Source organism: Bradyrhizobium sp. SZCCHNR1002 (assembly GCF_032381435.1).
Taxonomy (GTDB): Bacteria; Pseudomonadota; Alphaproteobacteria; order Rhizobiales; family Xanthobacteraceae; genus Bradyrhizobium; species Bradyrhizobium aeschynomenes.
Map to the genome: position 1 here is coordinate 18244 of NZ_JAUHIS010000009.1, position 25595 is coordinate 43838.

General features: G+C 66.9%; 21 protein-coding genes. 15 read left to right on the plus strand and 6 right to left on the minus strand.

Going from position 1 to position 25595, the window contains the following annotated elements; all coding sequences use genetic code 11:
- The first annotated feature begins 120 nt into the window (after positions 1-120).
- The 8 genes from QX108_RS30630 to QX108_RS30665 all read left to right on the plus strand — a co-directional run bounded on the left by QX108_RS30630 (position 121) and on the right by QX108_RS30665 (position 9684).
- Positions 121-1644, plus strand: coding sequence for a sugar ABC transporter ATP-binding protein (locus QX108_RS30630; protein ID WP_315786061.1), 1524 nt, complete (start codon positions 121-123; stop codon positions 1642-1644).
- Positions 1637-2677, plus strand: coding sequence for an ABC transporter permease subunit (locus tag QX108_RS30635; RefSeq protein ID WP_172115292.1), 1041 nt, complete (start codon positions 1637-1639; stop codon positions 2675-2677). Before QX108_RS30630 ends, QX108_RS30635 begins: the two co-directional genes overlap by 8 nt.
- 101 nt (positions 2678-2778) lie before the next feature.
- Positions 2779-3726, plus strand: coding sequence for an ABC transporter substrate-binding protein (locus QX108_RS30640; RefSeq protein ID WP_172185292.1), 948 nt, complete (start codon positions 2779-2781; stop codon positions 3724-3726).
- Positions 3727-3946: 220 nt separating this feature from the next.
- Entirely contained in the window at positions 3947-4732 is a 786-nt protein-coding gene (locus QX108_RS30645) for a hypothetical protein (RefSeq protein WP_315786066.1), read from the plus strand.
- Positions 4729-6834 carry a hypothetical protein gene (locus QX108_RS30650; RefSeq protein WP_315786069.1) on the plus strand — a complete coding sequence of 702 codons (2106 nt, stop codon included), beginning with the start codon at positions 4729-4731 and terminating at the stop codon, positions 6832-6834. The genes QX108_RS30645 and QX108_RS30650 overlap by 4 nt, the downstream gene beginning before the upstream one ends.
- Positions 6816-8678 (plus strand): DNA translocase FtsK, encoded by a 1863-nt coding sequence (locus QX108_RS30655; protein WP_315724911.1) that lies wholly within the window; start codon positions 6816-6818, stop codon positions 8676-8678. The genes QX108_RS30650 and QX108_RS30655 overlap by 19 nt, the downstream gene beginning before the upstream one ends.
- 118 nt (positions 8679-8796) lie before the next feature.
- Positions 8797-9135 (plus strand): Rieske 2Fe-2S domain-containing protein, encoded by a 339-nt coding sequence (locus QX108_RS30660; protein ID WP_172115288.1) that lies wholly within the window; start codon positions 8797-8799, stop codon positions 9133-9135.
- An 81-nt stretch (positions 9136-9216) separates the two neighbouring features.
- Positions 9217-9684, plus strand: a complete 468-nt coding sequence (locus tag QX108_RS30665) for a J domain-containing protein (protein WP_172115286.1) — start codon at positions 9217-9219, stop codon at positions 9682-9684.
- Positions 9685-9752: 68 nt separating this feature from the next.
- Here QX108_RS30665 and adh read toward each other — a convergent pair whose 3' ends face one another.
- Positions 9753-11270, minus strand: a complete 1518-nt coding sequence (gene adh / locus QX108_RS30670) for an aldehyde dehydrogenase (protein ID WP_172133979.1) — start codon at positions 11268-11270, stop codon at positions 9753-9755.
- A 147-nt stretch (positions 11271-11417) separates the two neighbouring features.
- Entirely contained in the window at positions 11418-12380 is a 963-nt protein-coding gene (locus QX108_RS30675) for a helix-turn-helix domain-containing protein (RefSeq protein ID WP_315786074.1), read from the minus strand.
- A 285-nt stretch (positions 12381-12665) separates the two neighbouring features.
- Here QX108_RS30675 and aroQ point away from each other — a divergent pair, with 285 nt between their 5' ends.
- Both aroQ and QX108_RS30685 read left to right on the plus strand, forming a co-directional pair.
- Positions 12666-13121 (plus strand): type II 3-dehydroquinate dehydratase, encoded by a 456-nt coding sequence (aroQ, locus tag QX108_RS30680; protein ID WP_172133977.1) that lies wholly within the window; start codon positions 12666-12668, stop codon positions 13119-13121.
- Positions 13121-14155, plus strand: coding sequence for a Gfo/Idh/MocA family oxidoreductase (locus QX108_RS30685; protein WP_315786077.1), 1035 nt, complete (start codon positions 13121-13123; stop codon positions 14153-14155). The genes aroQ and QX108_RS30685 overlap by 1 nt, the downstream gene beginning before the upstream one ends.
- Before the next feature lie 189 nt (positions 14156-14344).
- Here QX108_RS30685 and QX108_RS30690 read toward each other — a convergent pair whose 3' ends face one another.
- Positions 14345-15664 carry a dicarboxylate/amino acid:cation symporter gene (locus QX108_RS30690; protein WP_315786080.1) on the minus strand — a complete coding sequence of 440 codons (1320 nt, stop codon included), beginning with the start codon at positions 15662-15664 and terminating at the stop codon, positions 14345-14347.
- Positions 15665-15691: 27 nt separating this feature from the next.
- On the minus strand, positions 15692-17185 hold the full coding sequence (gene aspA / locus QX108_RS30695; protein ID WP_315786083.1) for an aspartate ammonia-lyase: 1494 nt from the start codon (positions 17183-17185) through the stop codon (positions 15692-15694).
- 229 nt (positions 17186-17414) lie between these two features.
- Between aspA and QX108_RS30700 the strand changes: the two genes are divergently transcribed.
- Positions 17415-18380, plus strand: coding sequence for a LysR family transcriptional regulator (locus tag QX108_RS30700; protein WP_315786086.1), 966 nt, complete (start codon positions 17415-17417; stop codon positions 18378-18380).
- 23 nt (positions 18381-18403) lie between these two features.
- Positions 18404-19114, plus strand: a complete 711-nt coding sequence (locus QX108_RS30705) for an aspartate/glutamate racemase family protein (RefSeq protein WP_315799630.1) — start codon at positions 18404-18406, stop codon at positions 19112-19114.
- 80 nt (positions 19115-19194) lie between these two features.
- Here the strand turns inward: QX108_RS30705 and QX108_RS30710 are convergent, their stop codons facing one another.
- Together QX108_RS30710 and QX108_RS30715 are read right to left on the minus strand one after the other, a co-directional pair.
- Positions 19195-20790, minus strand: a complete 1596-nt coding sequence (locus QX108_RS30710) for an outer membrane protein (protein ID WP_315786092.1) — start codon at positions 20788-20790, stop codon at positions 19195-19197.
- 787 nt (positions 20791-21577) lie between these two features.
- Positions 21578-22549 (minus strand): catalase family peroxidase, encoded by a 972-nt coding sequence (locus QX108_RS30715; RefSeq protein WP_315786095.1) that lies wholly within the window; start codon positions 22547-22549, stop codon positions 21578-21580.
- Between the two features lie 329 nt (positions 22550-22878).
- Here QX108_RS30715 and QX108_RS30720 point away from each other — a divergent pair, with 329 nt between their 5' ends.
- The 3 genes from QX108_RS30720 (at position 22879) to QX108_RS30730 (ending at position 25467) form a co-directional block, all read left to right on the plus strand.
- A complete protein-coding gene (locus QX108_RS30720) occupies positions 22879-23403 on the plus strand; it encodes a ParB N-terminal domain-containing protein (RefSeq protein WP_315724889.1) in 525 nt (174 codons plus the stop codon).
- A 336-nt stretch (positions 23404-23739) separates the two neighbouring features.
- Complete coding sequence (locus QX108_RS30725; protein WP_315786099.1) at positions 23740-24039, plus strand: hypothetical protein; 300 nt, start codon at positions 23740-23742, stop codon at positions 24037-24039.
- Positions 24040-24279: 240 nt separating this feature from the next.
- Positions 24280-25467: a cytochrome P450 gene (locus QX108_RS30730; protein WP_315786102.1), complete on the plus strand. Its 1188-nt coding sequence runs from the start codon at positions 24280-24282 to the stop codon at positions 25465-25467.
- Positions 25468-25595: the final 128 nt, after the last annotated feature.

The window sequence follows — 25595 nt, forward strand, 5'->3', positions numbered from 1 at the left end:
CGACGTGTTGCAGTTGCGTCTCTTCCATATTGTATTCGGCGACAGCCTCTAGTTTAATGACTTCCCCGCGCCAGCGATCAACGAGCCGCGGAAACGAGACGACGTGCATTGGGAGGCACGATGAGCGGTCCGATCCTCGAGATGCGCGGGGTGTCGAAGTCATTCTTCACCATCAAGGCCCTGCAGAAGGTCGACCTCACCGTCTATGCCGGGGAAGTCCACGCGTTGATGGGCGAAAATGGCGCCGGCAAATCCACGCTGATGAAGATTCTGTCCGGCGCCTATCGCCCCGATCCCGGCGGTGAGATCCGTATCGAAGGCAAGGTGGCGCGCATCGAAGGGCCGATGGGCGGCCGAAACGCCGGCATCTCCATCATCTACCAGGAGTTGTCGCTGGCGCCGAACCTGACGGTCGCCGAAAACATCTATCTCGGGCGCGAGCTGTCGCAGACGGGCCTGCTTTCGCGCAGCGCCATGCGCGAGGGTGTCGGCCCGATCCTGCAAAGACTCGGCGCGGATTTCTCGGCATCGACCTTGGTTGCCGAGTTGTCGATGGGCCAGCGGCAGCTGGTCGAGATCGCCCGCGCGCTGCATGCGCGCTCCAAGATCCTGATCATGGACGAGCCGACGACGTCGCTGTCGGCCGGCGAGAGCGAGAAGCTGTTCGCGCTGATCCGCCAGCTGCGCAGCGAAGGTCTCGCGATCATCTACATCTCGCACCGCATGGACGAGGTCTATGCGCTGGGTGACCGCGTCACCGTGCTGCGCGACGGCAGGCTGGTGGGCTCGCTCGACAGGCCGGAGATCCGCGCCGACAGCATCGTCCGCATGATGGTCGGCCGCGACGTCTCGTCCTTCTACAAGAAGGACCACGACCCGCACGCCAAGCGCGACCGCGCGGTCCTGACGACCGTCGATCTCGGCGACGGCCGCCGTGTCAGGAACTGCTCGCTGACCGTTCATGCCGGCGAGGTGGTCGGCCTCGCCGGACTGATCGGCGCGGGGCGCACCGAGCTCGCGCATCTGATCATCGGGGCTGCGCCGAAGACGACCGGACACATCGAGCTCGACGGCGAGCGCATCGACATCGACACGCCGCGCGACGCGCTCGATGCCGGCATCGCCTATCTCACCGAGGATCGCAAGGCACTCGGCCTGTTCCTCGACATGTCCTGCGCCGACAACATCAACCTCGCCGTGATCGGCCGCGACGCGAAGCTCGGCGGCATTCTCGACCGCGACAAGGCGAAGACACGCGCCGACGAGGCATTCGCGGCGCTGGGCATCCGCGCGCCCAATCCCGGCGTCACGGTCGGCGGCCTGTCGGGCGGCAATCAGCAGAAGGTGCTGCTGTCGCGGCTGCTCGCAACGGCGCCGAAAGTGCTGATCCTGGACGAGCCGACCCGCGGCGTCGACGTCGGCGCCAAGTCCGAGATCTATTCGATCATCGACAATCTCGCCAAGTCCGGCACCGCGATCCTCGTCATCTCGTCCGACCTGCCGGAGATCCTCGGCATCTGCGATCGCGTGCTGGTGATGCGCGAGGGACATCTCGCGGGCGAGCTGCAGCAGAGCGCGACATCGCCCATGACCCAGGAAGACATCATGGCGCTGGCCACGGGGACGGAGCACGTCGATGCCTGACAACAGTCCAGCTCAAGCCGAGACCGCACCTTCATCCGGCCTGCCGTCCGCATCCGACAACAAGCAGCAGCGGCTGCGGCTGATGATCCGCGCTGCCGGCATGCTGCCGGTGCTGCTGATCTTGTGCATCGGCTTCCACATGCTGTCGGAAGGACGCTTCTTCACCGGACAAAATCTCGGAATCGTGCTGCAGCAGGCAGCGGTCAACACCGTGCTCGCTGCCGGCATGACCTTCGTCATCCTGACCGGCGGCATCGATCTTTCGGTCGGCTCGATCCTCGCCGCGGCGGCGATGGCCGGCCTGACATTGTCGAAGATGCCCGAGCTCGGCGCGCTCTGGCTGCCGGCGGCGGTGCTGACGGGGCTGGCCTTCGGTGTCGTCAACGGGGCGCTGATCGCGCTCCTGCGGCTGCCGCCCTTCATCGTCACGCTGGGATCGCTGACCGCGGTGCGCGGCCTCGCCCGGCTGATGGGCGGCGACACCACCGTGTTCAATCCGTCGATCCCCTATGCGTTCATCGGCAACGCCTCGCTGACGATCATCCCCGGCATCGTCTCGATCCCCTGGCTGGCGGTGATCGCGCTGCTGGTGATCGTGGCGTCGTGGCTGATCCTGCGCCGCACCGTGCTCGGCGTTCACATCTATGCCGTCGGCGGCAATGAGAGCGCGGCGCGGCTCGCCGGCATCAAGGTCTGGGCGGTGCTGATCTTCGTCTACGGCATGTCCGGCCTGCTCGCCGGGCTCGGCGGCGGTATGCAGGCGGCGCGGCTGTATGCGGCGAACGGCCTGCAGCTCGGCCAGTCCTATGAGCTCGACGCCATCACCGCCGTGATCCTCGGCGGCACCTCCTTCGTCGGCGGCATCGGCTCGATCTGGGGCACCCTGGTCGGCGCTCTCATCATCGCGGTGTTGTCGAACGGGCTTATCCTGGTGGGCGTGTCCGACATCTGGCAATACGTCATCAAGGGCCTCGTGATCATCGGCGCCGTCGCGCTCGACCGCTACCGGCTGCAGGGCTCGGCGCGCACCTGAGAGACATCGGCGGGCGCCGCAAGCGCCTTGCCGCAACGGATTCTTCCACGGCCACTGGTCCGCCGTGCGTAGACCAACAGAAAGGGCCAGGGAGGAAACAGATGTTCAAGTCGATGTTATCAGCCGGTGCCGCGCTGGCGCTCGTCATGAGCTCCGCGCCGTCATCAGCCAAGGAGCTGAAATCGATCGGCGTGTCCTTGGGCTCGCTCGGCAACCCGTTCTTCGTCGCATTGTCGAAGGGCGCCGAGTTCGAGGCCAAGAAGACCAACCCCAACGTCAAGATCACCGCGGTCGGCTTCGAGTACGACCTCGGCAAGCAGGTCACGCAGATCGACAATTTCATCGCCGCCGGCGTCGACATGATCCTGCTCAACCCCGGCGATCCCAAGGCCATCGGACCCGCGATCAAGAAGGCGCAGGCCGCCGGCATCCTCGTGGTCGCCGTCGACACCGCGGCTGAAGGCGCCGATGCCACGGTCACAACCAACAACGTGCAGGCCGGCGAGATTTCGTGCCAGTACATCGTCGACAAGCTCGGCGGCAAGGGCGACGTGATCATCCAGAACGGTCCGCAAGTCTCCGCCGTCATCGACCGCGTCAACGGCTGCAAGAGCGTGCTCGCCAAGGCTCCTGGCATCAAGCTGCTGTCGAGCGACCAGGACGGCAAGGGCTCGCGCGAGGGTGGCCTCACGGTGACGCAGGGCTATCTGACGCGCTACCCGAAGATCGACGCGATCTTCGCCATCAACGATCCGCAGGCGATCGGCACCGATCTCGCCGCCCGCCAGCAGCAGCGCACCGGCATCATCATCACCGCGGTCGACGGTGCCCCCGACATCGAGGCGGCGCTCAAGGATCCGGCCGCGCAGCAGATCCAGGCCTCGGCCTCGCAGGATCCGTTCTTCATGGCCCGCCGCGCCGTGCAGATCGGCGTCGGTCTGCTGAACGGCCAGAAGCCGGCTTCGACCGTCGAGCTGCTGCCTTCCAAGCTGATCACGCGCGACAATGTCGCCCAGTACAAGGGCTGGACCTCGGAGCGGAAGGAATAGATCCACCCGCTCTTGCAGCCGACGTCTTCAGCAGCGCCGCCCGTCACCGGGCGGCGTTTTGCTGGGGAACTCAGCGTTGCATCGATGCAGGTCAGAATTGAAAGGCGACTGGCGACGGACTCGCGCGTGTGCAGGAGATATGGCAAACAACGCCTTGGACGAAGGAATTTCGATCTGCGGCGGCGAGTTGAAGCCGGCAGTTCCTTTGGGGTGGATGCCGATGGCTACGAAGCTCGACGACCTCTTGCCTGCGATCACCAAGGCCGGCGACGCCGGGCTGAGCCTCTCCCGGATCAAGACCACCTTCCTCGGCAAGGCGGCGGCGAAAAAGGGCTCGCCTGAACTGCGCGACAAGCTCGCCGCACTGACCCGCGACGGTGCGATCTGGGGACCGTTGAAGCAGGGTGTCGCCCAGCTGTACTTCGCAAGAGGCTACGGTCCTTCAATCGAGACGGCGAGCCAGGCGATCGTCAAGCTCATCGCGTCCTCCGGCATCAAGCTGATCTCGAAGCCGAGTTTGCAGAAGAAGATCACCGGGATGAACAAGAAGTTCTTCCCCGACGGTCTCAAGCACGCCATCGCCAGCCAGGCCATCGTCGAGCTGACCTGCGGCAGCTCGAAATATTATCTGCATCGCGACGTCGCCGCGGACTATTTCGGCTTCGATGCGATGGCCTCGGAGCCGGCTTTGACCACGCCCGAGCTGCATGACGGCGCAGCCGCGATCACCGCCTCGCTTACGTTGGACGACCTGCTGCCCGCCTATCGCCGGCTCAAGGCCGAGCAAGGCGGCTTCTCGGCCGTGAAGATCTTCGATCTCATCAGGGCGAGCGGCGAGTCCAAGGAGGAGCTGCATCGCCTGCTGATCGAGGAGACCAAGGCGGGACGCGTCACGATCCATCCGACGACGACCGTCGATCTTCCAAAGGAGGAGATGGACGCCGGCATCAGGCTCGCCGGCTTTCCCGAGCCGTTCGTGACCGTCGTGGTCAAGCACGAGCCATGACCAACCCTTACGCCGACCTCCAGGTCAACCCGTTCGAGGACGCCATCGTCCGCGAACCGCGCGATGTGACGTTTTCGGTCAGCGGTCTCAACGACGCTCCCCTGCAACGTGTTCTGGCGAAGTTCGCCGCGCTCGACGGCGGCGAGCTGCCGCGCAGCAGTCCGATCAAGGCCGACCGTGCCCAGCTCGTGGTGTCGCCGGATCGCGGTTATGGCAAGTCGCATCTGCTCGGCCGGCTGTTCACGGCGCTCGGCCGCAAAGCGACCAAGGTCTATCTCCGTCCGTTCCAGGATCCCTCCAAGGCGTGGCAGTCGATCCTATTGCTGACCTTGCAGGAGCTCGATCGTCCGGACGACGACACGGCGCAGTCGCCGAGCCAGCTGAGCTCTCTGGCCGTGGGGACGTTGGCCCATATCGTTGCCGACTTTGCCCAGAACGGCGCTCCAGAAATCGCCGCAGCAGTGCCGGCGTTGCGACGTCTGGCGAGCGGAACGCTTCCCGCCGCCGAGATGTCCGGAAGGCTCGCATGGTTGAGCGCGCTGTTCGCCGGCAACGGCCCCATCAACCGGCTGTCCAGCCTTCTCGGAAGCCGGCACATCGACCTTCACGGGCGGGAAAAGGCCTGGCTCAAGGTGCTCGTCGCCTGCGCATTCGGCGAGGCCGATGGCGAGCGCCGGCGCGCCGCGCTCAAATGGTTGCGGTCCGAGCCGCTGGAGCCGGAGGAAGTCGAACAATTGCGGCTGGAGCAGGCCGACAATGACGGACGCGGCGACGTCACGCCGCAGGAGATCAACGCCCTCAGCTTTCGCCGCCTGCACGGCCTGTGTCAGCTCGCGTCCTATTACCGTCCGTTCGTGTTCTGCTTCGATCAGACCGAGTGCTATGCCAGCGATCCCCTGCTGATCAAGGCGCTCGGCAACTGCATCGAGCAGCTCTATGCGGAGCTGCGCAATCACCTGACGGTCGTGACCGCGAACCAGCGGAACTGGGTCGACGACATCAAGCCGCATCTCGAGCCGGCCCATCGCGACCGATTCTCGCAGGAGATCGCGCTGGAAGGCATCAACAAGGCCGGCGCACGCGAACTGATCGAGGCGCGCTTGGCCGATTGCGGCATGCCGGCCACGGGCATCGCGCGATTTTTCGCCGACAGCTGGCTCGACGATCTGTTCTCGACGCTGGTCGAGCTCGGCGTACGAGCGCTCCTGATGCGCGCGGAGGACCGGTTCAGGGGGCTGGCGCGTCCCCATGCGGCGGCCCCTCCGCCGCAAACGCTCGACGATCTGTTCCAGGTCGAGCTCAACGGCATCCGCGCGCAGAAGGCGCTGCAGGCCTACAATCAGGATTGCCTGATGTGGTTCGCCAGGGACGTCGGGCAAGCGATGACCGGCGTGAAGGTCGGCCGCACCTCGGGGCGGCGCTACTTCTCGTTCGAATGGCGCTGGCCGGACCGCAGCGTGTACTTCGCCTTCGAGGGCGGCGATCACTGGCGGCGGTGGAAGGCGATCGCGGACGAGGCGATCGCCTTGGCCGGAGGCCAGGCTGGCCGCCGCACGCTCACCTATGTGTTCCGCACGCCCGACCTCGCCCGCGTGCCGCGTGCGTCATGGGCGGTCGCCAAGGCCACGATGGATGCCGCCAGCGGGCACGGCTTTCGCATCGTCGAGCTGACTGCCGATCAGGTCTGCGAGCTGCATGCCGCGCGAGAGCTCTATTCCAACGCGCTCCAGGGCAACATCGCGTTTTCCGGTCCCGCGACTCTGGCCTGGCTGCAGGCGCGGTTCGCCCCGTTCCTCGCCGACATCGCCGCCGCCGGACTGCCGATCCAGGTCCGCAGCGTCGACGCCGGCGGACCTGCCGCGACCGAGCCGCGAACGACGGAACGGAGCACGGCCACGCCCGACATGCTCGATGGCGACAGGCTGCGCGCCGTCCTCGACCTCGTCCGCGAGCAGCGCATCGTCGACATCTCCGTCGTTCTCGCCAAGCTCGGCAGCGCGCAGCTGCGCGATCCGCTCTTGCGCAGTGTCGAGGCGCATCCCAATCTCAAGGCTCATCCCGGACCTCAGACCATCTTCCTGCAATGGCGCATCACAGCATAACGGCGACCGAACTCACCTTCGCCGTTCTCGATCCGGAATGGCGCGCCCGATGGCTCCGCGGCGAGAAGCCCTCGACCAAGAGCTTCGCACCGACAGGAACGGTCCGCGCGATGGGCGTGCAGTTCCACAAGGAGGTGGAAAATCTGGTCGCGTGGCTGACCGGCCGCAACAGCTGGAAAGCTGCAGCGCTGATCAGCTCCGCCGATGCCCTGGTCGATCACGTCTGGCGCACGTCGTTGCAGGATCTCACCGACAGGCTGTTCGCGGCAGGGCGCGGCGAGGACGCCGCCGTCTTCACGGAGCGCATGCGCCACTTCTGCGCGCGGCTGATCGAGCTGAGAAAGCGGACCCGCGATTTCGAGACCTGGCAGGACGTCTTCGTCGGCGCCGAGCAGGATCTGGCGCGCATTCCCGTGCCGCTTGGCGACATCGTCGTCGACATTCGGGGCCGCGTCGACGCCATCCGCATCCATCCCGAGCGTCATCTCGAGGTCGTCGACTACAAGCTCAGCCAGGGCGCGCGCCAGAAGGCCGATCTCGTGCAGCTCGCGATCTACGCGCATCTGCTGCCGATCTGGCGTCCGGGCTGCGCGTTCTCGGGCACGCTGGAATATTATCTGCCCGCATTCCACGAGGTCGCGGTCGCACCGGACGAGCTGAGGGACATCTTCGAAGGCATGGTCGTGCCGGTGCTGCAGGAGATGTTCGGCGACAAGGGCAAGCCGGCGCGCATCGCGGCGCCTCCTGCCGCGGACACCGCGACGGGTGGCGAGAGCCAGACCAATGCCGCAACCGACTCGCACGCACTCGGCAAGGCCGTCACCGAAGCTTTCCGCAGCTTCAATCTCGCGGTCGAATGCGCTGCCGTCATCGAAGGACCGCAGCTGATCCGGCTACGGCTGACGCCGGGCTCGGGCGTGAAGGTATCGTCGCTCGCCAATCGCGCCGCCGACCTGCAGGTCAAGCTCGGCCTCGCCGAGCCGCCGCTGATCAAGGCCGGCAAGGGCTTCGTCATCCTCGACCTGCCGCGGGCTGATCCGAAGCCGTGTCTGCTCAAGGACGCGCTGGCCGGGCCGCTCGCCTCCGCCGTGAAGAGCACGGTGAGCTTTCCGATCGGCATCGACGTCGAGGGCCACATGATCGTTGCCGACTTCGCCGATCCCAACACCTGCCACGCGCTGGTCGCGGGTTCGACCGGCAGCGGCAAGAGCGAATGGCTGAAGGCGATGGTCGCAAGCATGCTGCTGCGCAGCTCGCCGGAGCAGGTCAAGATCGCGCTGATCGATCCGAAGATCCTCACCTTCGCCGGCGTCGAGGGCAGCCCGTATCTGTGGCGCCCGGTCGCCACCACGCTGACCGAGGCGCTGAGAATCCTGCGTGACGCGGTGAAGGAGATGGATGCGCGCTACGCCATTCTCAAGCGTGAAAACGTGGTCAATCTCGGCGAGTACATCCAGGCGGGCAAAACCGACCTGCCGTTCCTGATCCTGATCTTCGACGAATTCGCCGACCTCATCCTGACCGGCAAGGACGACAGGAAGGAGTTCGAGGCGCTCGTCGCGCGCATCGCCGGCAAGGGCCGCGCCGCCGGCATCCATCTCGTGCTGGCCACGCAGCGCCCGGACCGCGCCGTCGTCACCGGCCTGATCAAGTCGAACCTGCCGCTGAAGGTCTGCCTCAAGGTCGCCAATGCCGTGAACGCCCAGATCGTGCTCGACGAGCCCGGCGCCGAGAGCCTGTTCGGCAAGGGCGACCTGCTGTGCGATCTCGGACGCGGCCTGGTCCGTGCGCAAGGCTTGTTCATTCCGCAGCCGGAATTCCTCGCCGCGCTCGGCCGGAAATAGCTCCGCGGCAGCCGTCGCATTGTCGCGTGTCCGACAACGATCGTCGGTTTGTGCGTGTTTTCCGCTGGTCCGGAACTTGCGTGAGCCAGCCTGACGTCACCATTCCCCGGGCGATCCGATGGCTTTCACTGCAGTCTGTCCGACAAGCGCCATATCCGAAGGCGGCATGGGCCTGTTTCAGGTCGGCAAGAAGAGCGTGCTGCTGCTCTGGCCCGCGGGCGGCGAGCTGAAGGCGTTTCGTGGCCGCTGTCCGCATGCCGACGTGCCGCTGACCGAGGCGACCTTCGACGGCAAGACCATCACCTGCCCGCACCATCAATGGGGCTTCGACGGCGTCAGCGGCAAATGCGTCACGCATCTGGTGCGCAACACGCTGCACGCCTATCCGCTGCAGGTCGAGGGCAGCGAGATTCAGGTCGATGTCGGGCCGGTCAAGCCTCTCCGGGCACCGGCCTGACGCAGAGAGGATGGGGGCCGCCGGGGGGCGGCGCCTGCAAGGGCGCCACGGCAGAACGGCAGCATCGACGAGATCAGCAGCATGACCAGCGCCGGCGGATGGGTGATCTGGAACGGATCGATGGGGATCGTCGACGAGGTCCGGCTCGGCCGCATCGTCGACGGCGCAACCGGACGGCTCGCATCGCTCGCGCCGCCGTACGACGTCGTCGGACCGTTCAGCCTCGACGAGCTGGAGACACAGGGCCGCATCACGTTCGGCGCGTGTCTGGTGATGTCACAGCAGCGCTGGCGACAGGATCAGGATGCGCTGCGCATCGCGGCACGGGCCGCGCGTCGCGCTCTGCTGGATCAGTTCGCACGCGGCGAGGATGATGAAGCCTTCCGCGCCGTCCTCGAACTGCCGTTGCAGGGCCGCCTGACGGCGTCCGACATCAAGACCGCGTTCCGTCGGCTGGCCAAATCAGCCCATCCCGACGCGGGCGGCAGCAGCGAGCTGTATCGGCGCATCTCCGAGGCGCGCGAGGCGCTGCTGGCGGAATTGGGCTGAGGTCGCGGCCACCGGCCGACGGGACGCCGTTCGGCGCCCCGTCCCGCCTCGCCCGCCGAGCCGCGCCCTCAGAAGAAGCCGAGCTTCTTCGGGCTGTAGCTGACCAGCATGTTCTTGGTCTGCTGGTAGTGGTCGAGCATCACCTTGTGGGTCTCGCGTCCGACACCCGACTGCTTGTAGCCGCCGAACGCCGCGTGCGCCGGATAGGCATGGTAGCAGTTGGTCCAGACGCGGCCGGCCTGGATGGCGCGGCCGAAGCGGTAGCAGGTGTTGGCGTCGCGGCTCCACACGCCGGCGCCGAGGCCGTAGAGCGTATCGTTGGCGATCGAGAGCGCCTCGTCCTCGGTCTTGAAGGTCGTCACCGACACCACCGGCCCGAAGATCTCCTCCTGGAACACGCGCATCTTGTTGTGTCCCTTGAACACCGTCGGCTTGACGTAGTAGCCGCCGGCGAGATCGCCGCCGAGCAGATTGCGCTCGCCGCCGATCAGGAGCTGCGCGCCTTCGTTCTTGCCGATGTCGATGTAGGACAGGATCTTGGACATCTGCTCGGCGGAGGCCTGGGCGCCGATCATGGTCGCGGGATCGAGCGGACTGCCCTGCACGATCGCGCCGACGCGCTGAAGTGCGCGCTCCATGAAACGCTCATAGATCGATTCGTGGATCAGCGCGCGGCTCGGGCAGGTGCAGACCTCGCCCTGGTTGAGCGCGAACATCACGAAGCCTTCGATCGCCTTGTCGAGGAAGTCGTCGTCCTCGGCGCAGACGTCCTTGAAGAAGATGTTCGGCGACTTGCCGCCGAGCTCGAGCGTGACGGGGATCAGGTTCTGCGAGGCATATTGCATGATCAGCCGCCCCGTCGAGGTCTCGCCGGTGAAGGCGATCTTGGCGATGCGGGGCGAGGACGCCAGCGGCTTGCCGGCCTCGAGGCCGAAGCCGTTGACGACGTTGAGCACGCCGGCCGGCAAGAGATCGCCGATCAGCTCCATCCACACCATGATCGAGGCCGGGGTCTGCTCGGCCGGTTTCATCACCACGCAATTGCCGGCGGCAAGCGCCGGCGCAAGCTTCCACGCCGCCATCAGGATCGGGAAGTTCCAGGGAATGATCTGGCCGACGACGCCGAGCGGCTCGTGGAAGTGATAGGCGATGGTGTCGTGGTCGATCTCGGCGATCGAGCCTTCCTGGGCGCGGATGACGCCGGCGAAATAGCGGAAATGATCGATCGCGAGCGGGATGTCAGCCGCCGTCGTCTCGCGGATCGGCTTGCCGTTGTCCCAGGTCTCGGCGAGCGCAAGCTTGGCGAGATTGGCCTCCATGCGGTCGGCGATCCGGTTGAGGACCATCGCCCGCTCCGTGACGCTGGTGCGCGCCCAACCGTCCTTGGCGGCGTGCGCGGCGTCGAGCGCGGCCTCGATGTCGGCGGCATCGGAGCGCGCGATCTGGCACACCGGCTGACCGGTGATCGGCGAGATGTTGTCGAAGTACTTGCCGGCGCTGGGGGCCTTCCAGCCACCGCCGATGAAGTTGTCGTAACGCGCAGCGAACGGCGGCTTGAGCGCCGCATTGACGTCAACCTTGGTCATCTGTCTCTCCCATTCACGCCGATGCACACGGCGTTGAGGAGAGGCTCGGTCAAACGCGCTCGACAGACCAGAGGCTGGAATGATCTCGTCTTCGGATGTGTCGCAGTTCTGCGACAGGTCGGCTGCGAATAGCCGATTGCGTCGCGGTCATCGCTCGAGGCCGAGCCGCTTCATCTTCCGGTGCAAGGTGGCGCGGGACATGTCGAGCTCCTTCGCCGCCTTCGACACGTTGCCGCCAGCGCGCGCCAGCGCACGTTTCAGCACGGCGCGCTCGGCGGCGTCGATGTCGTCGCCGTGGGCCTGCGCGCCCTTGATCAGGTCGCCGGCCGGAACCGGACGCGCCAGCGCCGATGGGGACAGACCGAGCGCGCGGCGGGCCGCGCGCGTGGCGCCGACCACGAGATCATTGCTGTCGACCGCCAGCATCGAGTTGATGTCGCGCTCGCTGTCCGGCGTCAGAACGATGCGTGCACGCGGAAAGGCCTGGCGGAAATTCTCGGCTTCGATCAGGCGCGCAGCATCCGCCACCGTGGTCGCGATCAGCCGGCCAAAGCCCTCGGTGAGATCGGCACGGCACGATGACACGTCGAGCGCCGCCTTGAGCTGGCCATGCTCGTCGAAGATTGGCGCCGTCGTGCAGAACAGCCGCGCATTGCGCGCCAGATAATGCTGGTCGCGGTCGATGGTCAGCGGCCGCTTTTCGACCAGGCAGGTGCCGATGGCATTGGTCCCCTCGTGCCGCTCGCTCCACACCGCCCCGGTCCACAGGCCCCAGGCGTCGAACGTCGTGTCATCACCGCGCGCGCCGCGGCGGTCGACGACCGTGCCATCGGCATCGGCCAGCAGCACCGAGCAGCCGACGCCGCCGACGGCGAGGAACAGCCGGTCGAGGCTCGCTTGCGCGATCGCGAGCAGCCGCCCGAGCCGCTCACGCGCCGCCGCGATCTCGGTCGCCGTCAGCCGGCAGGATGGCGCATGGGTGGCAGGATCGAGTGCGTGCAGATGTCCGGAACGGCGCCACGACGCGGCCAGCGCAGAAACCGCCGGCGCTCCCTTGGCGACGACGTCGAGCACGCGGTCCGAATGGGAATTTCCGGGCGAACGCCCCATCTCCCTGCTCCGGCTTTCTCCCCTGCCCCTGCGGCTCACAACAACCCCGCGGGTGTTTGTCGTCATATTGCAACGACTACAGCACCCGGCCTTGATCCGCGTCAAGGTGATTGGCCCCCGGCTGGCGGGTCTGCGCCAGGTCGACGGCGCGGGAGCGGCAGCGCGCAGGGGCGCGGCTCGGATGTTGCCAAGCCCGCGATCTTCGTGGCAAGCACTGCCCGCGGCGCTCACGGACGGCAAATTCGGACCTTCGTCGTTGCGCTGCCCCCGAACCGGAGTCTCTTCATGAGCCGCCTCGTCTACGTTCTCAACGGACCCAATCTGAACCTTCTCGGCAAACGCCAGCCGCACATCTACGGCCATGAGACGCTCGCCGACGTGGAGCGGGATTGCAGGGCCCTGGCGGCAGAGCTCGGGCTGGAGATCCGCTTCCACCAGTCGAACCGCGAATACGAGCTGATCGACTGGATCCATGAGGCGCGCGAGACCGCCGGCGGCATCGTCATCAATCCCGGCGCGTTCACGCATACGTCGGTCGCGATCCTCGATGCGCTGAATGCGTTCGACGGAACGGTCATCGAGGTCCACATTTCCAACGTGCACAAGCGCGAGGAATTCCGCCACCACTCGTTCGTCTCCAAGCGCGCCGACGGCGTGATGGCCGGCTTCGGTACGCAGGGCTATCAGCTGGCATTGCGGCGCGTTGCCCGGCTGCTCGACGACAGCAAAGCCAGCTCCTGATGGCCCGCCCCGTCCGGCTCGCGGTCGCCGGGGCAGGTCTCATCGGCCGGCGTCACATCGAGCACATTCGCGCGCGTCCCGAGGCAGTCCTGACGTCGATCATCGACCCGGCGCCGTCGGCCCGGAACCTCGCACAGACGCTCGATTTGGACTGGTTTCCGTCGCTCCACGACATGCCCACCCAGAACCGGCCCGAGGGAGTGGTCATCGCCACCCCGAACCAGATGCATGTTGCCCACGGCCTCGCCTGTGTCGACGCCGGCCTTCCCGCGCTGATCGAGAAGCCGCTGGCCGATGACGTCGCGGCGGCGCAGGTGCTGGTCGAAGCGTTCGAGGGCGCCGGCATCGCATTGCTGACCGGCCATCACCGCCGCCACAATCCGATGATCCAGCGTGCCAAGGCGGAGATCGACGGCGGCCGGCTCGGACGGATCGTCGCGGTCAACGGCATGTTCTGGCTGATCAAGCCGAGCGACTATTTCGACGTTGCCTGGCGCCGCGAGACAGGCGCGGGGCCCGTCCTCGTCAATCTCATCCACGACGTCGATCTGCTGCGCCATCTCTGCGGCGACATCGCCGCGGTGCAGGCGGCGCAATCCAACCAGGTGCGCGGTCATGCCGTTGAGGATACCGCCGCGATCATTCTCCACTTCACCTCCGGCGCACTCGGAACGTTCAGCGTCTCCGATACGATCCAGGCGCCATGGAGCTATGAGTTCACCAGCGGCGAGAACCCGGCCTACAGCCGGACGCCGGAGAGCTGCTACCAGATCGGCGGCACGCAGGCGTCGCTGGCGATTCCGCAGCTCGACCTGTGGCATCACCCGGACGCAGCGAGCTGGTGGGCGCCGATCGCGCGCGAGCGGCTGAGCTACGAGATGCACGACCCGCTCGGCCTGCAGATCGCCAATTTCTGCGCGGTCATCCGCGGCACGGCCGCGCCGGTCGTCAGCGGCCGCGAGGGGCTGAAGACGCTGCGCGTGATCGACGCGATCAAGCGCGCGGCCGAATGCGGGACGCGCGTGCCCGTGTGACCCGCTCCGCAGCGGCTGCCCCCGGATCGCCGGCGCGGTTCAATGATGGGCCTGATCAGTCGCACAACTGCCAAGAGTTACTCCGCCATGTCGGGATTGTCCCGCCATGACGGAGTGGAGACAAGGGCACCAATCGAGAGCGCCCCCGATGCGACCGCCCTGCCCTCGACAGCAAGGGCTTCGTCGGTGTCAGCCGCCGGCGACCACGGCCACGGCCGGCACGGGCTGTTCGGGCGATAGATTCTCGGCCGCATTCAGCTCGCCCTCCCATGTCGCCACCGCCGCCGTGGCGATGCCGTTGCCGATCACGTTGGTCATCGTGCGTCCCATGTCGAGGATCTGGTCGATCCCCATGATCAGGAGGATGCCGCCGATCGGCAGGTTGAACAGCGGCAGCGTGGCGGCGACCACGACCAGCGAGGCGCGCGGCACGCCGGCGATGCCCTTGCTGGTGACCATCATCACCAGCAGCAGCGCGATCTGCTGCATGATGCCGAGCTCGATGCCGTAGGCCTGGGCGATGAACAAGGCGGCGAAGGCCTGATACATCATGGAGCCGTCGAGGTTGAACGAATAGCCGAGCGGCAGCACGAAGCTGGTGATGCGGCCCTTGACGCCGAACTTCGTCAGCTGCTCGATCATCTTGGGATAGGCCGCCTCGCTGCTCGCGGTGGAGAACGCCAGCAGCATCGGCTCGCGCAGCAGCCTGATGAGGCGAAACACCGGTGTTCCCAGCGCAACCAGGCCGGCGAGGATCAGCACCGTCCAGAGCACGAGAAGGCTGAGATAGAACGTGGCGATGAACTTGCCATAGGTCACGAGCACGCCAAGGCCCTGCGTGGTGACGACGGCGGCGATGGCGGCGAAGACGCCGAACGGCGCGAAGCGCATCACGAAGCTGGTGATCTGCAGCATGACGAGGACGAGCTCGTCGATCGAGGTTGCGAGCGTCCGGGCATAGCCGGTCCTGAGCCGGCTCAGCGCGAGGCCGAAGAACACCGAGAAGACCAGGATCTGCAGCACCTCGTTGGTCGCCATTGCCTGCGCGGCGCTGGTCGGCACGACGTGGGTGATGAAGTCCTTCAGGTTGATGCCGACGGTCTGCAGATTGGCCGACGCATCGGCGCGAGGCAGCGGCAGCATCAGATCATGCCCCGGCGCGAACAGGTTCGCGAAGATCATGCCCAGCCCCAGCGAGACCACGGATGCGGAGACGAACCAGCCCATCGACCGCGCGGCGATGCGTCCGACGGCGCGGCCTTCCGCGCCGAGGCTGGTGATGCCGGAGGCGATGGTCGCGAACACCAGCGGCGCAATGATCATCTTGATGAGCCGCAGGAACACGTCGGTGATGATCGAGAAATAGCCGGCGATGGTCTTGGCCATCTCCGGAGTCGCCGCCATGGTATGGCAGACATAGCCCGTCACGATGCCGAGCAGCAGGCTGACGATCAGGGCATGGGTCAGGCGTTTGGAATGCATGGTGGAGCCATCTGCGGCGCTCGTCATGGTCGTCTTCATCTCCCTTGGTTCTTCTTAGTTCAGCTTCGTCGTGAGCGGCCGCAGGCCGTCCATCGCGCAGTCCTTGCGGCGATCCCGGAGGGATGGCCGCATCGCGTCCTCACCGCCGGCAGGAGCGATGATGCTCTGCGGCCGGGTGAGGTTCTCGGGCTTGAGAACCTCGGCGAGCTTCTCGTCCGAGAGCAGGCCGCGCTCGCGCACCAGCTCGGCGACGCCGCGTCCGGTGGCATGGGCCTCGATCGCGACGGCGGTCGCGGCGGCGTAGCCGATATACGGATTGAGCGCGGTGACGAGGCCGATCGAGTTCTCGACACCGGCCAGCAGCCGCTCGCGGTTGGCGGTGATGCCGTTGACGCAGCGCTCTTCCAAGGTGAGGCACGCCTGCCGCAGATGGCTGACACTCTTGAACAGGCTGTGGGCGATGACCGGCTCGAAGGCATTGAGCTGGAGCTGACCGGCTTCCGCCGCCATGGTCACCGTCAGATCGTTGCCGATCACCTCGAACGCGACCTGGTTCACGACCTCCGGAATGACCGGGTTGACCTTGCCCGGCATGATCGAGGAGCCGGCCTGCACCGCCGGCAGATTGATCTCGTTGAAGCCGGCGCGCGGCCCGCTCGACAGCAGCCGAAGGTCGTTGCAGATCTTGGAGATCTTCACCGCGATGCGCTTCAGCACGCCCGACACCTGCACGAAGGCGCCGCAATCCTGCGTCGCCTCGACGAGATCGGGCGCAGTCATCAGCGGCAGGCCGGTGATTGCGATCAGGTGCTTGCAGACGATGCGGGCATAGGCCGGGTGCGACGCGATCCCGGTGCCGATCGCCGTCGCGCCCATGTTGATCTCCTGGATCAGGAGCGCGGCCTCGTGCAGGCGCTCCTGATCCTCGCCGAGCATCACCGCATAGGTGTGGAATTCCTGGCCGAGCGTCATCGGCACCGCATCCTGCAGCTGGGTGCGGCCCATCTTGAGCACGTCCTTGAACTCGTCGGCCTTGCGCGCGAAGGCGAGGCGCAGGATGTCCATCGCCGCGGCGAGGTCGCGCAGGGACCGGCAGGTCGCGATCTTCAACGCCGTGGGATACACGTCGTTGGTCGACTGGCTCATGTTGACGTGCTCGTTGGGATGCAGCCGCGCATAGTCGCCCTTGGCATGGCCGAGCAGCTCCAGCGCGCGGTTGGCGATCACCTCGTTGGCATTCATGTTGGTCGAGGTGCCGGCGCCGCCCTGGATCGCGTCGATCAGGAAGTGCTCATGCAGCTTGCCGGCGCGCACCTCCTTGCAGGCCGCGACGATCGCCTGCCCCCTCGAATCGTCCAGCAGGCCGAGCTCGATGTTGGCCAGCGCAGCCGCCTGCTTGATCGCGGCGAGCGCGTTGATCAGCTGCGGATAGCTCGATATCGCTATGCCGGTGATGCGAAAGTTCTCGGCTGCGCGCAGCGTATGCACGCCATAATAGGCCTCCGCGGGCACCTCGCGGTCCCCCAGCAGATCATGCTCCGTACGCATGGGCTCTCCCTGGTCCTTGTCGTTGCCGGACGCGCGGCGACGGTGCGTCGCAGCTCGCGGCCGGATGCGGCGGATGTTTTGTTCAGGACGTGGCAACGATCCAATGCTATGTGCGCACCCGTCATTCCGAGTTTGCATGAAATCAAGCACTGCAACCGGGCATGCGACCGCCGATGCGCCCGTCCTCTTTCGATCGCGCCCCGGCGCAGGGGGGATGCGAGGTCGGATCATGGAATTGAAATGGCTCGAGGATTTTCTCAGCCTCGCGCGCACCCGCAGCTTCTCGCGATCGGCCGAGGAGCGGCATGTCACGCAATCCGCCTTCAGCCGCCGCATCCAGGCGCTCGAGCTCTGGCTCGGCGTGTCGCTGATCGACCGGAGCAGCTACCCGACGACCCTGACCGCCGAGGGCCGGCTGTTTCTCGAGACCGCCGAGGAGACCGTGCGTATGTTGCATGCCAGCCGCGTGTCGCTCCAGGCCAACATGCGGCCGACCACGCAGATGGTCTCGGTGGCCGCGCTGCATACGCTGTCGCTGCGCTTCTTCCCGCGCTGGTTTCGCAGCATCGAGGCGCAGGTCGGGCAGGTCGGCAGCCGGCTCCTGCCGGACGATTTCCATAGCTGCCTGCAGGCCATCGTCGAGGGCAGCTATGATTTCCTGCTCACCTTCCACCATCCCAACGTGCCGATCCCGCTGGAGCCGGAGCTCTATCCGCATCTCGTGGTCGGCACCGACAGCCTGGTCGCGGCGCGCAGTCCGCAGCTGGCCTGCGGCGAGGACGACACCTCGCCGCTGCCGCTGCTCAGCTATGCCACGAGCTCGTTCCTCGGACGACTCGCGACCTTCGCACAGGCCCAATTCGCCCAGGCCGAGGCCGGCGCGCCGCCGGTGCAGGTCGCGCATACCAATGAGAACGCGATGGCCGACGCGCTCCGATTCATGGCGCTCGAAGGCCATGGCCTCGCCTGGCTGCCGCGCAGCCTGATCGCCCGGGATCTCGACGAGGGCTCGCTAATCCTGCTCGGGCCGGAGATCCCGCTCGACATCCGGCTCTATCGCAGCGTCCGGCGCACCCGCCCGATCGTGGAGCGGGTCTGGAGCGCCGCGCGGCAGCTCGCCGGCGAAACTATGACGAATTGGAATGGCGCTGTCGGTCTCGGCATTGGATCTGGCGAGGCCGATCCCGCATCATGAGCGGGACGGGAGGAAATGAGACGATGATGCTTGGCGTTCTCGGCGGTATGGGCCCGATGGCGACGGTTGATTTCATGGGCAAGGTGATCCGGAACACGCCGGCGGCCTGCGACCAGGACCATATCGAGATGGTGGTCTGCTCGGCTACGTCCGTGCCCGACCGCACCGCGGCGATCCTCGATCAGGGCTGCGATCCCCTCCCCGCGATGCTCGACGCGCTGAAGCGGCTGGAGCGCTCCGGCGCGACCTGCATCGCCATCCCCTGCAACACGGCGCATCATTGGCACGGCGAATTGCAGGCGCGCACCGCCGTGCCGATCCTGCACATCGTCGACGCGCTCGCCGACGCCCTGGCCGAGCGCGGCCTGCAGGGCGCGACGATCGGCGTGCTCGCGACCGACGGCACCGTTCGCGCCGGCGTCTATCAGCGCCGCCTCGCCAAGCGCGGCTTTTCCTGCGCGATGCCCGATGTCAGCGGACAGGCCGAGGTGATGCGCGCCATTCGGCTCGTGAAAGCCGGCGATGTCGACGCTGCGACCACGATCCTGAGCCGGGAGGCGCAGGCGCTGGTGGCCGGCGGCTGCTCGCAGGTGGCGATGGCCTGCACCGAGATTCCGCTGGCGCTGGCCGCGGTCACGGGCGAGTTGAAGCCGCGACTGCTCGATCCGACCGACACGCTGGCGCGGGCCTGCGTCCGAACATGCCTCGCCGTGCCGCAACGCCGGGTGGCCTAGCCTCGCGGGCAGACGACGCCACAAGACGACGAAGGCCGCCTGGATGAACCAGGCGGCCTTGTCGTGATGAACGATGAGTCTCAGCGTCCGCGTGACAGCATCTCGAAGCGGTAGTTGATGCCGACCAGCGCGGTGTGGATCTGGGTCTTCTGGCTCACGACGTTGGGTCCGCCGGTGATCGCGGCGGCGCCGGGCACGACGCCGGTCGCGGTGCCGAAATCGGCGTAGTCGTATTCCGCGAAGGCCGACCAGTTGCGCGCGAACATCCACTCGACGCCGGCGCCGACCGTCCATCCGGTGCGGTTGAACGCCGCGCTCGCCGATTGGCCGGTGGCATTGCTGACCACCGCGACGCGAGTCCGCGTCCAGGCCGCACCGGCCCTCGCATAGAGCAGGATCTCCGGCGTCACCAGATAGCCCGCGCGCAGCGTGGCGGTGTAGAGGTTGCTCGTCCGCGTATCCAGCGTCAGCGACGGCCCGAGCGGGGACGACGCGTTGATGATGCCGAGATCGGCCATCGCCTGGACGCCCAGCACGAGGCGGTCGATCTGGTAGTCGCAGCCGACCTGGATGCCGCCGATCGCATCGCTGCCGTTGGTGGAGACCGCCGCCGGGAGCTGCAGCGCCACGTTGGGCAACGGCGCCACGCCGCCGCCGCCGCCGACGACGGGCGGGTTCTGCGGCTGGCCGCCGCCATTATTGCCCTGCGGCGGCGGGTTCGGCTGGCCCCCGCCATTGTTCGGCGGCGGATTCTTCGGCGGCCAGCCGGGCTTCACCGGCGGCTTGTAGCCGCCATGATGGTCGTGCTTGCCGTCGTGCTTCTTCCAGTCGTCCTTGTCCTTCTGCCAGCCGTCCTTCTTCCAATCGTCGTTGTCGTGCTTGTCGTAGCCGGTCTGCTTCTGCCAGCCGTCGCCGCCGTGCTTGTCGTTGTGGTTCTTGTCGTCGTCCTTGTCCGGCTTCAGCCAGGCATAACGATCGTACTCGCCCTTCGACGGCTGCTTCGACCAGCCGAAGACCTGCTTGTCGTGGTCGCCGTCCTTGTCCTTCTTGCCCCAGCCGCCGCCGTGCTTGCCGTCGTCATCGTGACGCAGCCAGCCGTAGCGGTCCGAGTAGCCGTTCGAATGCAGCTGCGACCAGCCGCCGGCGACGTGCTTGTCGTCTTTATACTTGTCGTCCTTGTCCGGCTTGGTCTGCCACGGCCAATCATGATCGGCGTGCTTGTTGTAGCCATCCTTTGCCCCGAACTTCGGCCAATGATAGCCATCATCATGGCCGGGCTTGTCGTGCTTCTGGTCGTGCTCGGTCCATTTGTGGTCTTTGTAGTTGTTGTCGTGCTGATACTTGCCCGGCTGCCACCAGCCCTTGTCGCCGTGATGGCCGTAGACCGGCGGCTTATAGGGGGGCTTGTACGGCGGCTTGCCGCCGCCATTGTTCCCGCCGGGGTTGTTCGGCTGCGGCGGCTTCGGGACGGGGTTCGCGACCACCGGCGGCGGGTTGACGACCGGCGGATTGGCAACGGGCGGATTCGCGCCGGGCGCATTGCCGACAGGCGCAGCGCCCACCGGCTGCACGGCCCCGCCGGCATTGGCGACCTGGCTCCAGGTCTGCTGCTGGCGCGACCACGCCATGCCGCCATTGGCGCCGGCATGGCAGCCACTCCACCTGTAGGCGAACACGTCGGGCGGCGGGAGCGGTGGGGGCAGGGCGAGATCAGTCGCCCAGACCGATGACGTACTTCCTGCGAAAGTCGATAGACAAAGACACACGCCAAATACGCGACGCATCGAACTCATAACTCCTGAACACGTGCCGCAACAAACGACGGCCGCATCAGGAGGGTCAGAATGTGTCGCGAACTGAATTGAAAAATGTCATTCGGAAGGAATGCAGATCGCGACGCCAGCGCGATGAAAATTCACTGTTGAGTGTTGCACGCAAGATGCAGGATTCTGGCGAAAACAAGCAGGCCGCAAAGCGGGAGCGCGGCGCCGCCGTCGCGCGATGCCGTTGCCGTCGACGTTCGTGCACGAACATGCGCGGCGCGATGTCGTGCGGCGCCTTGCCAGAAGGGGTTTGACGACATCGCGCTCACGCCGCGCGCGAGCGCCTTGCGTGCCGCGCGATCCGTTGCACGCGTTGATTGCACGCCTTGTGGTGTCGATGCGTCGTGCCGTCCGCCGCATTTCGATGGCGCCTCGCACCGTCACGGCCGTTGACCGGCGTAGCGCGTCCGCCCATCGGCGCGGCGCTCCCACACATGCGGCGCCATCGATCGGGAGAAAACACGGCGCGCCTTGCCGCAATCAGCGCGAATGCGGCGACAAGCAGCCGCCGCAGCGGCAACTCATCAGCAATGAAGGCGTGGTGACGTCGAAAATCCGGCTGACACAGCATGGGTCGCCGGAGCGCGGTGCGCGTGGGCGGCCGCGGAGGTCGCGGCTGGCCACGCGCACCGCATGAGGCTCAGGGATTGCGCCGCGAGAACGAGATGGCGTAGGCGCCGTTGCGGATGTCGATCATCGGATCGTCCGACGTTTCGATGCCGTCGGTGAGCTGGCCCGGCAGGAACAACAACGTCTTCTGTGCCGCGTCGCTGTCGGCGACCGCCTTGTCGATCGTGAGCGTGCCGAGCTCGACCAGCTTGCGGTCATCCGGCCACGGCTTCGACGGATCCTTCGTGGAATCGCCTTCGGCCGCCAGCTGCGCCTTGAAGCGGAACACGACCGGCCCCTGCTTCAGCCGCGCCGGCAGCTCGGCCATCAGGAAGTCCGGCGCGCGCTTGGCGGCCTCGGCCTTGTCGAGATGCACGACCTTCTCCGGCAGCATCTGCCAGCGCACCGCCTGTTTCTCGCCGGCCTTGTTGACGAGCACGAAGGCGTTGACGCCGAAATACGCCTCGCTGGCCAGGCTCTCGGGCGTCGCGATGGTGCCGAGCGCCGCCGGCACGGACGGGTGGCCGGCCACGAACTGATCGAGCCTGGTCGGCTTGGCCGCGCCCGGCCCGCTGTCGGCGATCGCCAGGAACAGATCGCGCAGCTCCTCCGCGGTCGCCACCGGAAAGAACTTCAGCGAGTTGATCACGATGTCCATGTCGCTGCCGCCGGGGAGATGAAACTTCACCGCCATGCCGTGCGGATTGGCGTCGTCGGAGCCGTCCGGCAGGTTCGGCACGCCGGTGGAATTTGAGAACCGCACCGTCACCGGGATCTCGCCGCCGCTGAACAGCACCGCCTTGCTCAGGCCCGCCGCCTCGGCGGACGGCTTGAACTTGCCTTCGACCACCACGCCCTTGGCGTGATTGGCGCGAAAGCCGGCGTGGACGCCGAACACCTTGTTCATGGCATTGACGAGCTGCTCCTCGACCGGCGCGTCCTGGGCGTAGGTCACGTGAGGCAAAGCGAAGGCCAGCGCGGCAACCAGCATGCGTATCTTCATCGCGACATCTCCTGTATGAGGCGATGCAACATAGCAGTGTCGCATGATCTCAGAGCGACTTTCGGCGGGTGATCGACAATCGCCCGATCGCCGCCAACTTGGGAACTCCGAGCCCACCACATAGCACGTCGTCATTCCGGGGCGCGCGCAGCGCGCCCCGGAATGACGGAGTGCGGACGAGAGAGCGGCGCCCAACACACCGCCGCCAGGCGGCTTGCGATGCGCGGCGGAATGTCCCTATTGTATCCTCGCGTGCCCGCCTCCGTATCGGCGATCGCAACTGTCCGACCGCCGCATCACGCCCGCGCACGCAAGACGGAGTATCGCCAGTGTCCGCCCCGGAAAGCTTCCCCATCGACAAGATCCACGTTCCCGACAAGAAGCGCAAAGCGCTCAAGCAGGACGTGGTCGACGCGCTGGCCGAGAGCATCCTGGAGTCCGGCCAGCGCGAGCCGATCCTCGTCCGCCGTGACAAGGACCATTTTGTCCTGGTCGAAGGCCTGCACCGCCTCGAAGCCTGCAAGGCGCTCGGCGAAGCCGCCGTCAAGGCGCTGCTGATCTCGGCCGAGGAGGCCCGCCAGCGCGAGCTGCCGCCGCCGCCGCCCGATCCGGAACGCGAGAAGATGGAGCGGCTGCGCAAGCTGCGGCTGGAGAAGGAGGAGGCGGACAAGCTGGCCGCGGCCTCGCGCGGCAGCCCCGGTGCCCATGCAGCGATGCGTCCGCATGCGGGGTCGACCGGCGGAGGCGGCCGCTCCGGCGCGGCAAAGCCACAGCGCCCCGCCGCGGGAGCAGCCCCCAAGCAGACCTTGTCGGATTGGATCAAGCAGCAGGAACGCAGCGGCGGCCGCTACTGACGATCAAGCCCGCGAGCGCGCCACCGAAGCTTCATCCGAGCGACAGTCCGTAGGGCGGATCAGCGCAGCGTGATCCGCCGCCGCGCCCACCGTTCCTCACCATCACCATCATCGCTCCGCCGAGCCGGCGCAAGACGTTTGGCAAGCCTGTTCGAGCAGGACAGTTTGACGCGCCTGCGCGGCTCGCCCCGCCGGGAACGGCCGCTGTGCCCAACCGTTGCCCTCACACACGACGCGGAAGCCGGAACGACAGCGCCTCGCTGCCGCGGCGCCGAATCCCTGCGCGCCTCCCCGGCGACCGCCTCACCTCTTCCCCACAATGAACTGGAGTTCCCCATGCGAGCCACCATCGCGACCCTCTCCGCCATCCTTCTCGTCGGCACCGTCGGTGCCTCAGCAGCGCCGATGGCCGCCGCCACGACGCAAAGCGAAACGGCGGCGTCGCCGATGCGCCTTGCGCAGCGCGATCACCGCGACCGCGACGGCCGCTGGCAGCACGAGCAGCGCCGCCACCATCATCGCGGCTACGAGCGGCGTCATGGCCCGCCGTCCGGCTGGCATCGCTACCGCTACCGCCCGCACGACCATCACCGCCGCGGCTGCATGCAGATCGGCCCGGCCTGGTTCTGCCCGTAGGCCCGCGCGAGTCCGTCGACGGCTCCGTCTCGCATGCGCCTCCGCGGAGGCGCGTGCGCGACGAACCGCCGGGCGCCCCAGCTCAGGCCGCTCCGCCGCGACGCGGCACGACGGCTCCGGCCAGCAGCACGGCCATGCCGACCGCTGCGGCGCGCCTCCGCCCAGGATTGCACGGTCGCGCCGCTGCCACTATCCTCACATGAGATCCGCGCTGGCCCGCATCCCAAACAGGAGCGCCCCATGCCGACCGCGACTCAAACTCTGGCGCCCCTGGACGAGACCATCACCATCGCGGAGCTCGCGCGCGATCCCTACCCGATCTATCAGCGGCTGCGGCGCGAGGCGCCGGTGCTGCGGGTCAAGTCGGTGGGCCGGACGTTCCTCACCAAGGCGGCCGACACCAAATATGTGAAGGACAATGCGGCGCTGTTCTCGTCCGACGATCCGAACACGCCGATGAAGCGCGCCTTCCTCGCGCATACCCTGATGCGCAAGGATCACGACGAGCACCGCGCCGAGCGCATGGCGATGATGCCGGCCTTGATGCCGAAGACGATCGAAGCCGTCTGGGAGCCGCTCTACACCAAATTCGCCACTGATTATCTCGACCGGCTGCCGCGCGGCGAGATCGTCGATCTGTTCCCCGCCCTCGCAGGCCCCTTGGCCGCGCGCATCCTCGCTGAAGTGATGGGCATCCCGGACGCCAGCGATGCCGACATGCAGCGCTGGTCCCAGGCGCTGATCGACGGCGCCGGCAATTTCGGCTGGACGCCGGGGCCGTTCGACGCGACCGACGTCGCCAATGCCGAGATGGACCGCTGCATCCGCGCCAACATGGCGCGCGTGAAGGCCGCGCCGGATTCCTCCGCGCTGTCCTTCATGGTCAACGCCAAGAACCCGATCCCCGAGAGCCAGATCATCGCCAACATCAAGATCGCGATCGGCGGCGGCATCAACGAGCCGCGCGACGCGCTGCTGACGATCCTCTACGGCCTGCTGACCAACCCGGACCAGTTGGAGGCCGTGCGCGCGCAGGACAAATGGCGCTCCGCCTTCGAGGAAGGCGTGCGCTGGGTGGCGCCGATCCAGGCGAGCTCACGCCTGGTGATGGAGGACACCGAGATCCGCGGCTGCCTGATCCCGAAGGGCGACACCGTGATGACCATCCAGGCCTCCGCCAACCGCGACGAGGAGCTGTTCACCGACGGCGAGCACTACAACGCCCTGCGCGACCCCAACCCCCACCAGGCCTTCGGCAACGGCCCCCACCACTGCGCCGGCGCCCACCTCTCCCGCCGCACCGTCGGCGCCATCCTGCTGCCGATGCTGTTCGAGCGGTTTGCACGGATGGAGCTGGTGGATGCGGCGAGCGTGCGGTGGCACGGGTTCGGGTTTCGGGGGCCGCTCAATTTGCCGGTGCGGCTGTAGTAGGATCGGGACGAGCGCGCAAGCTGCATCCCCTGAGATCGCCCCCTCCTGCACGCTCCTCGCGTGCCAGGCCATCGCAACCGGGGCCGCGGTCTCGCCCGTCGCTTTCGCCGTCTGCTTGGCCAGCG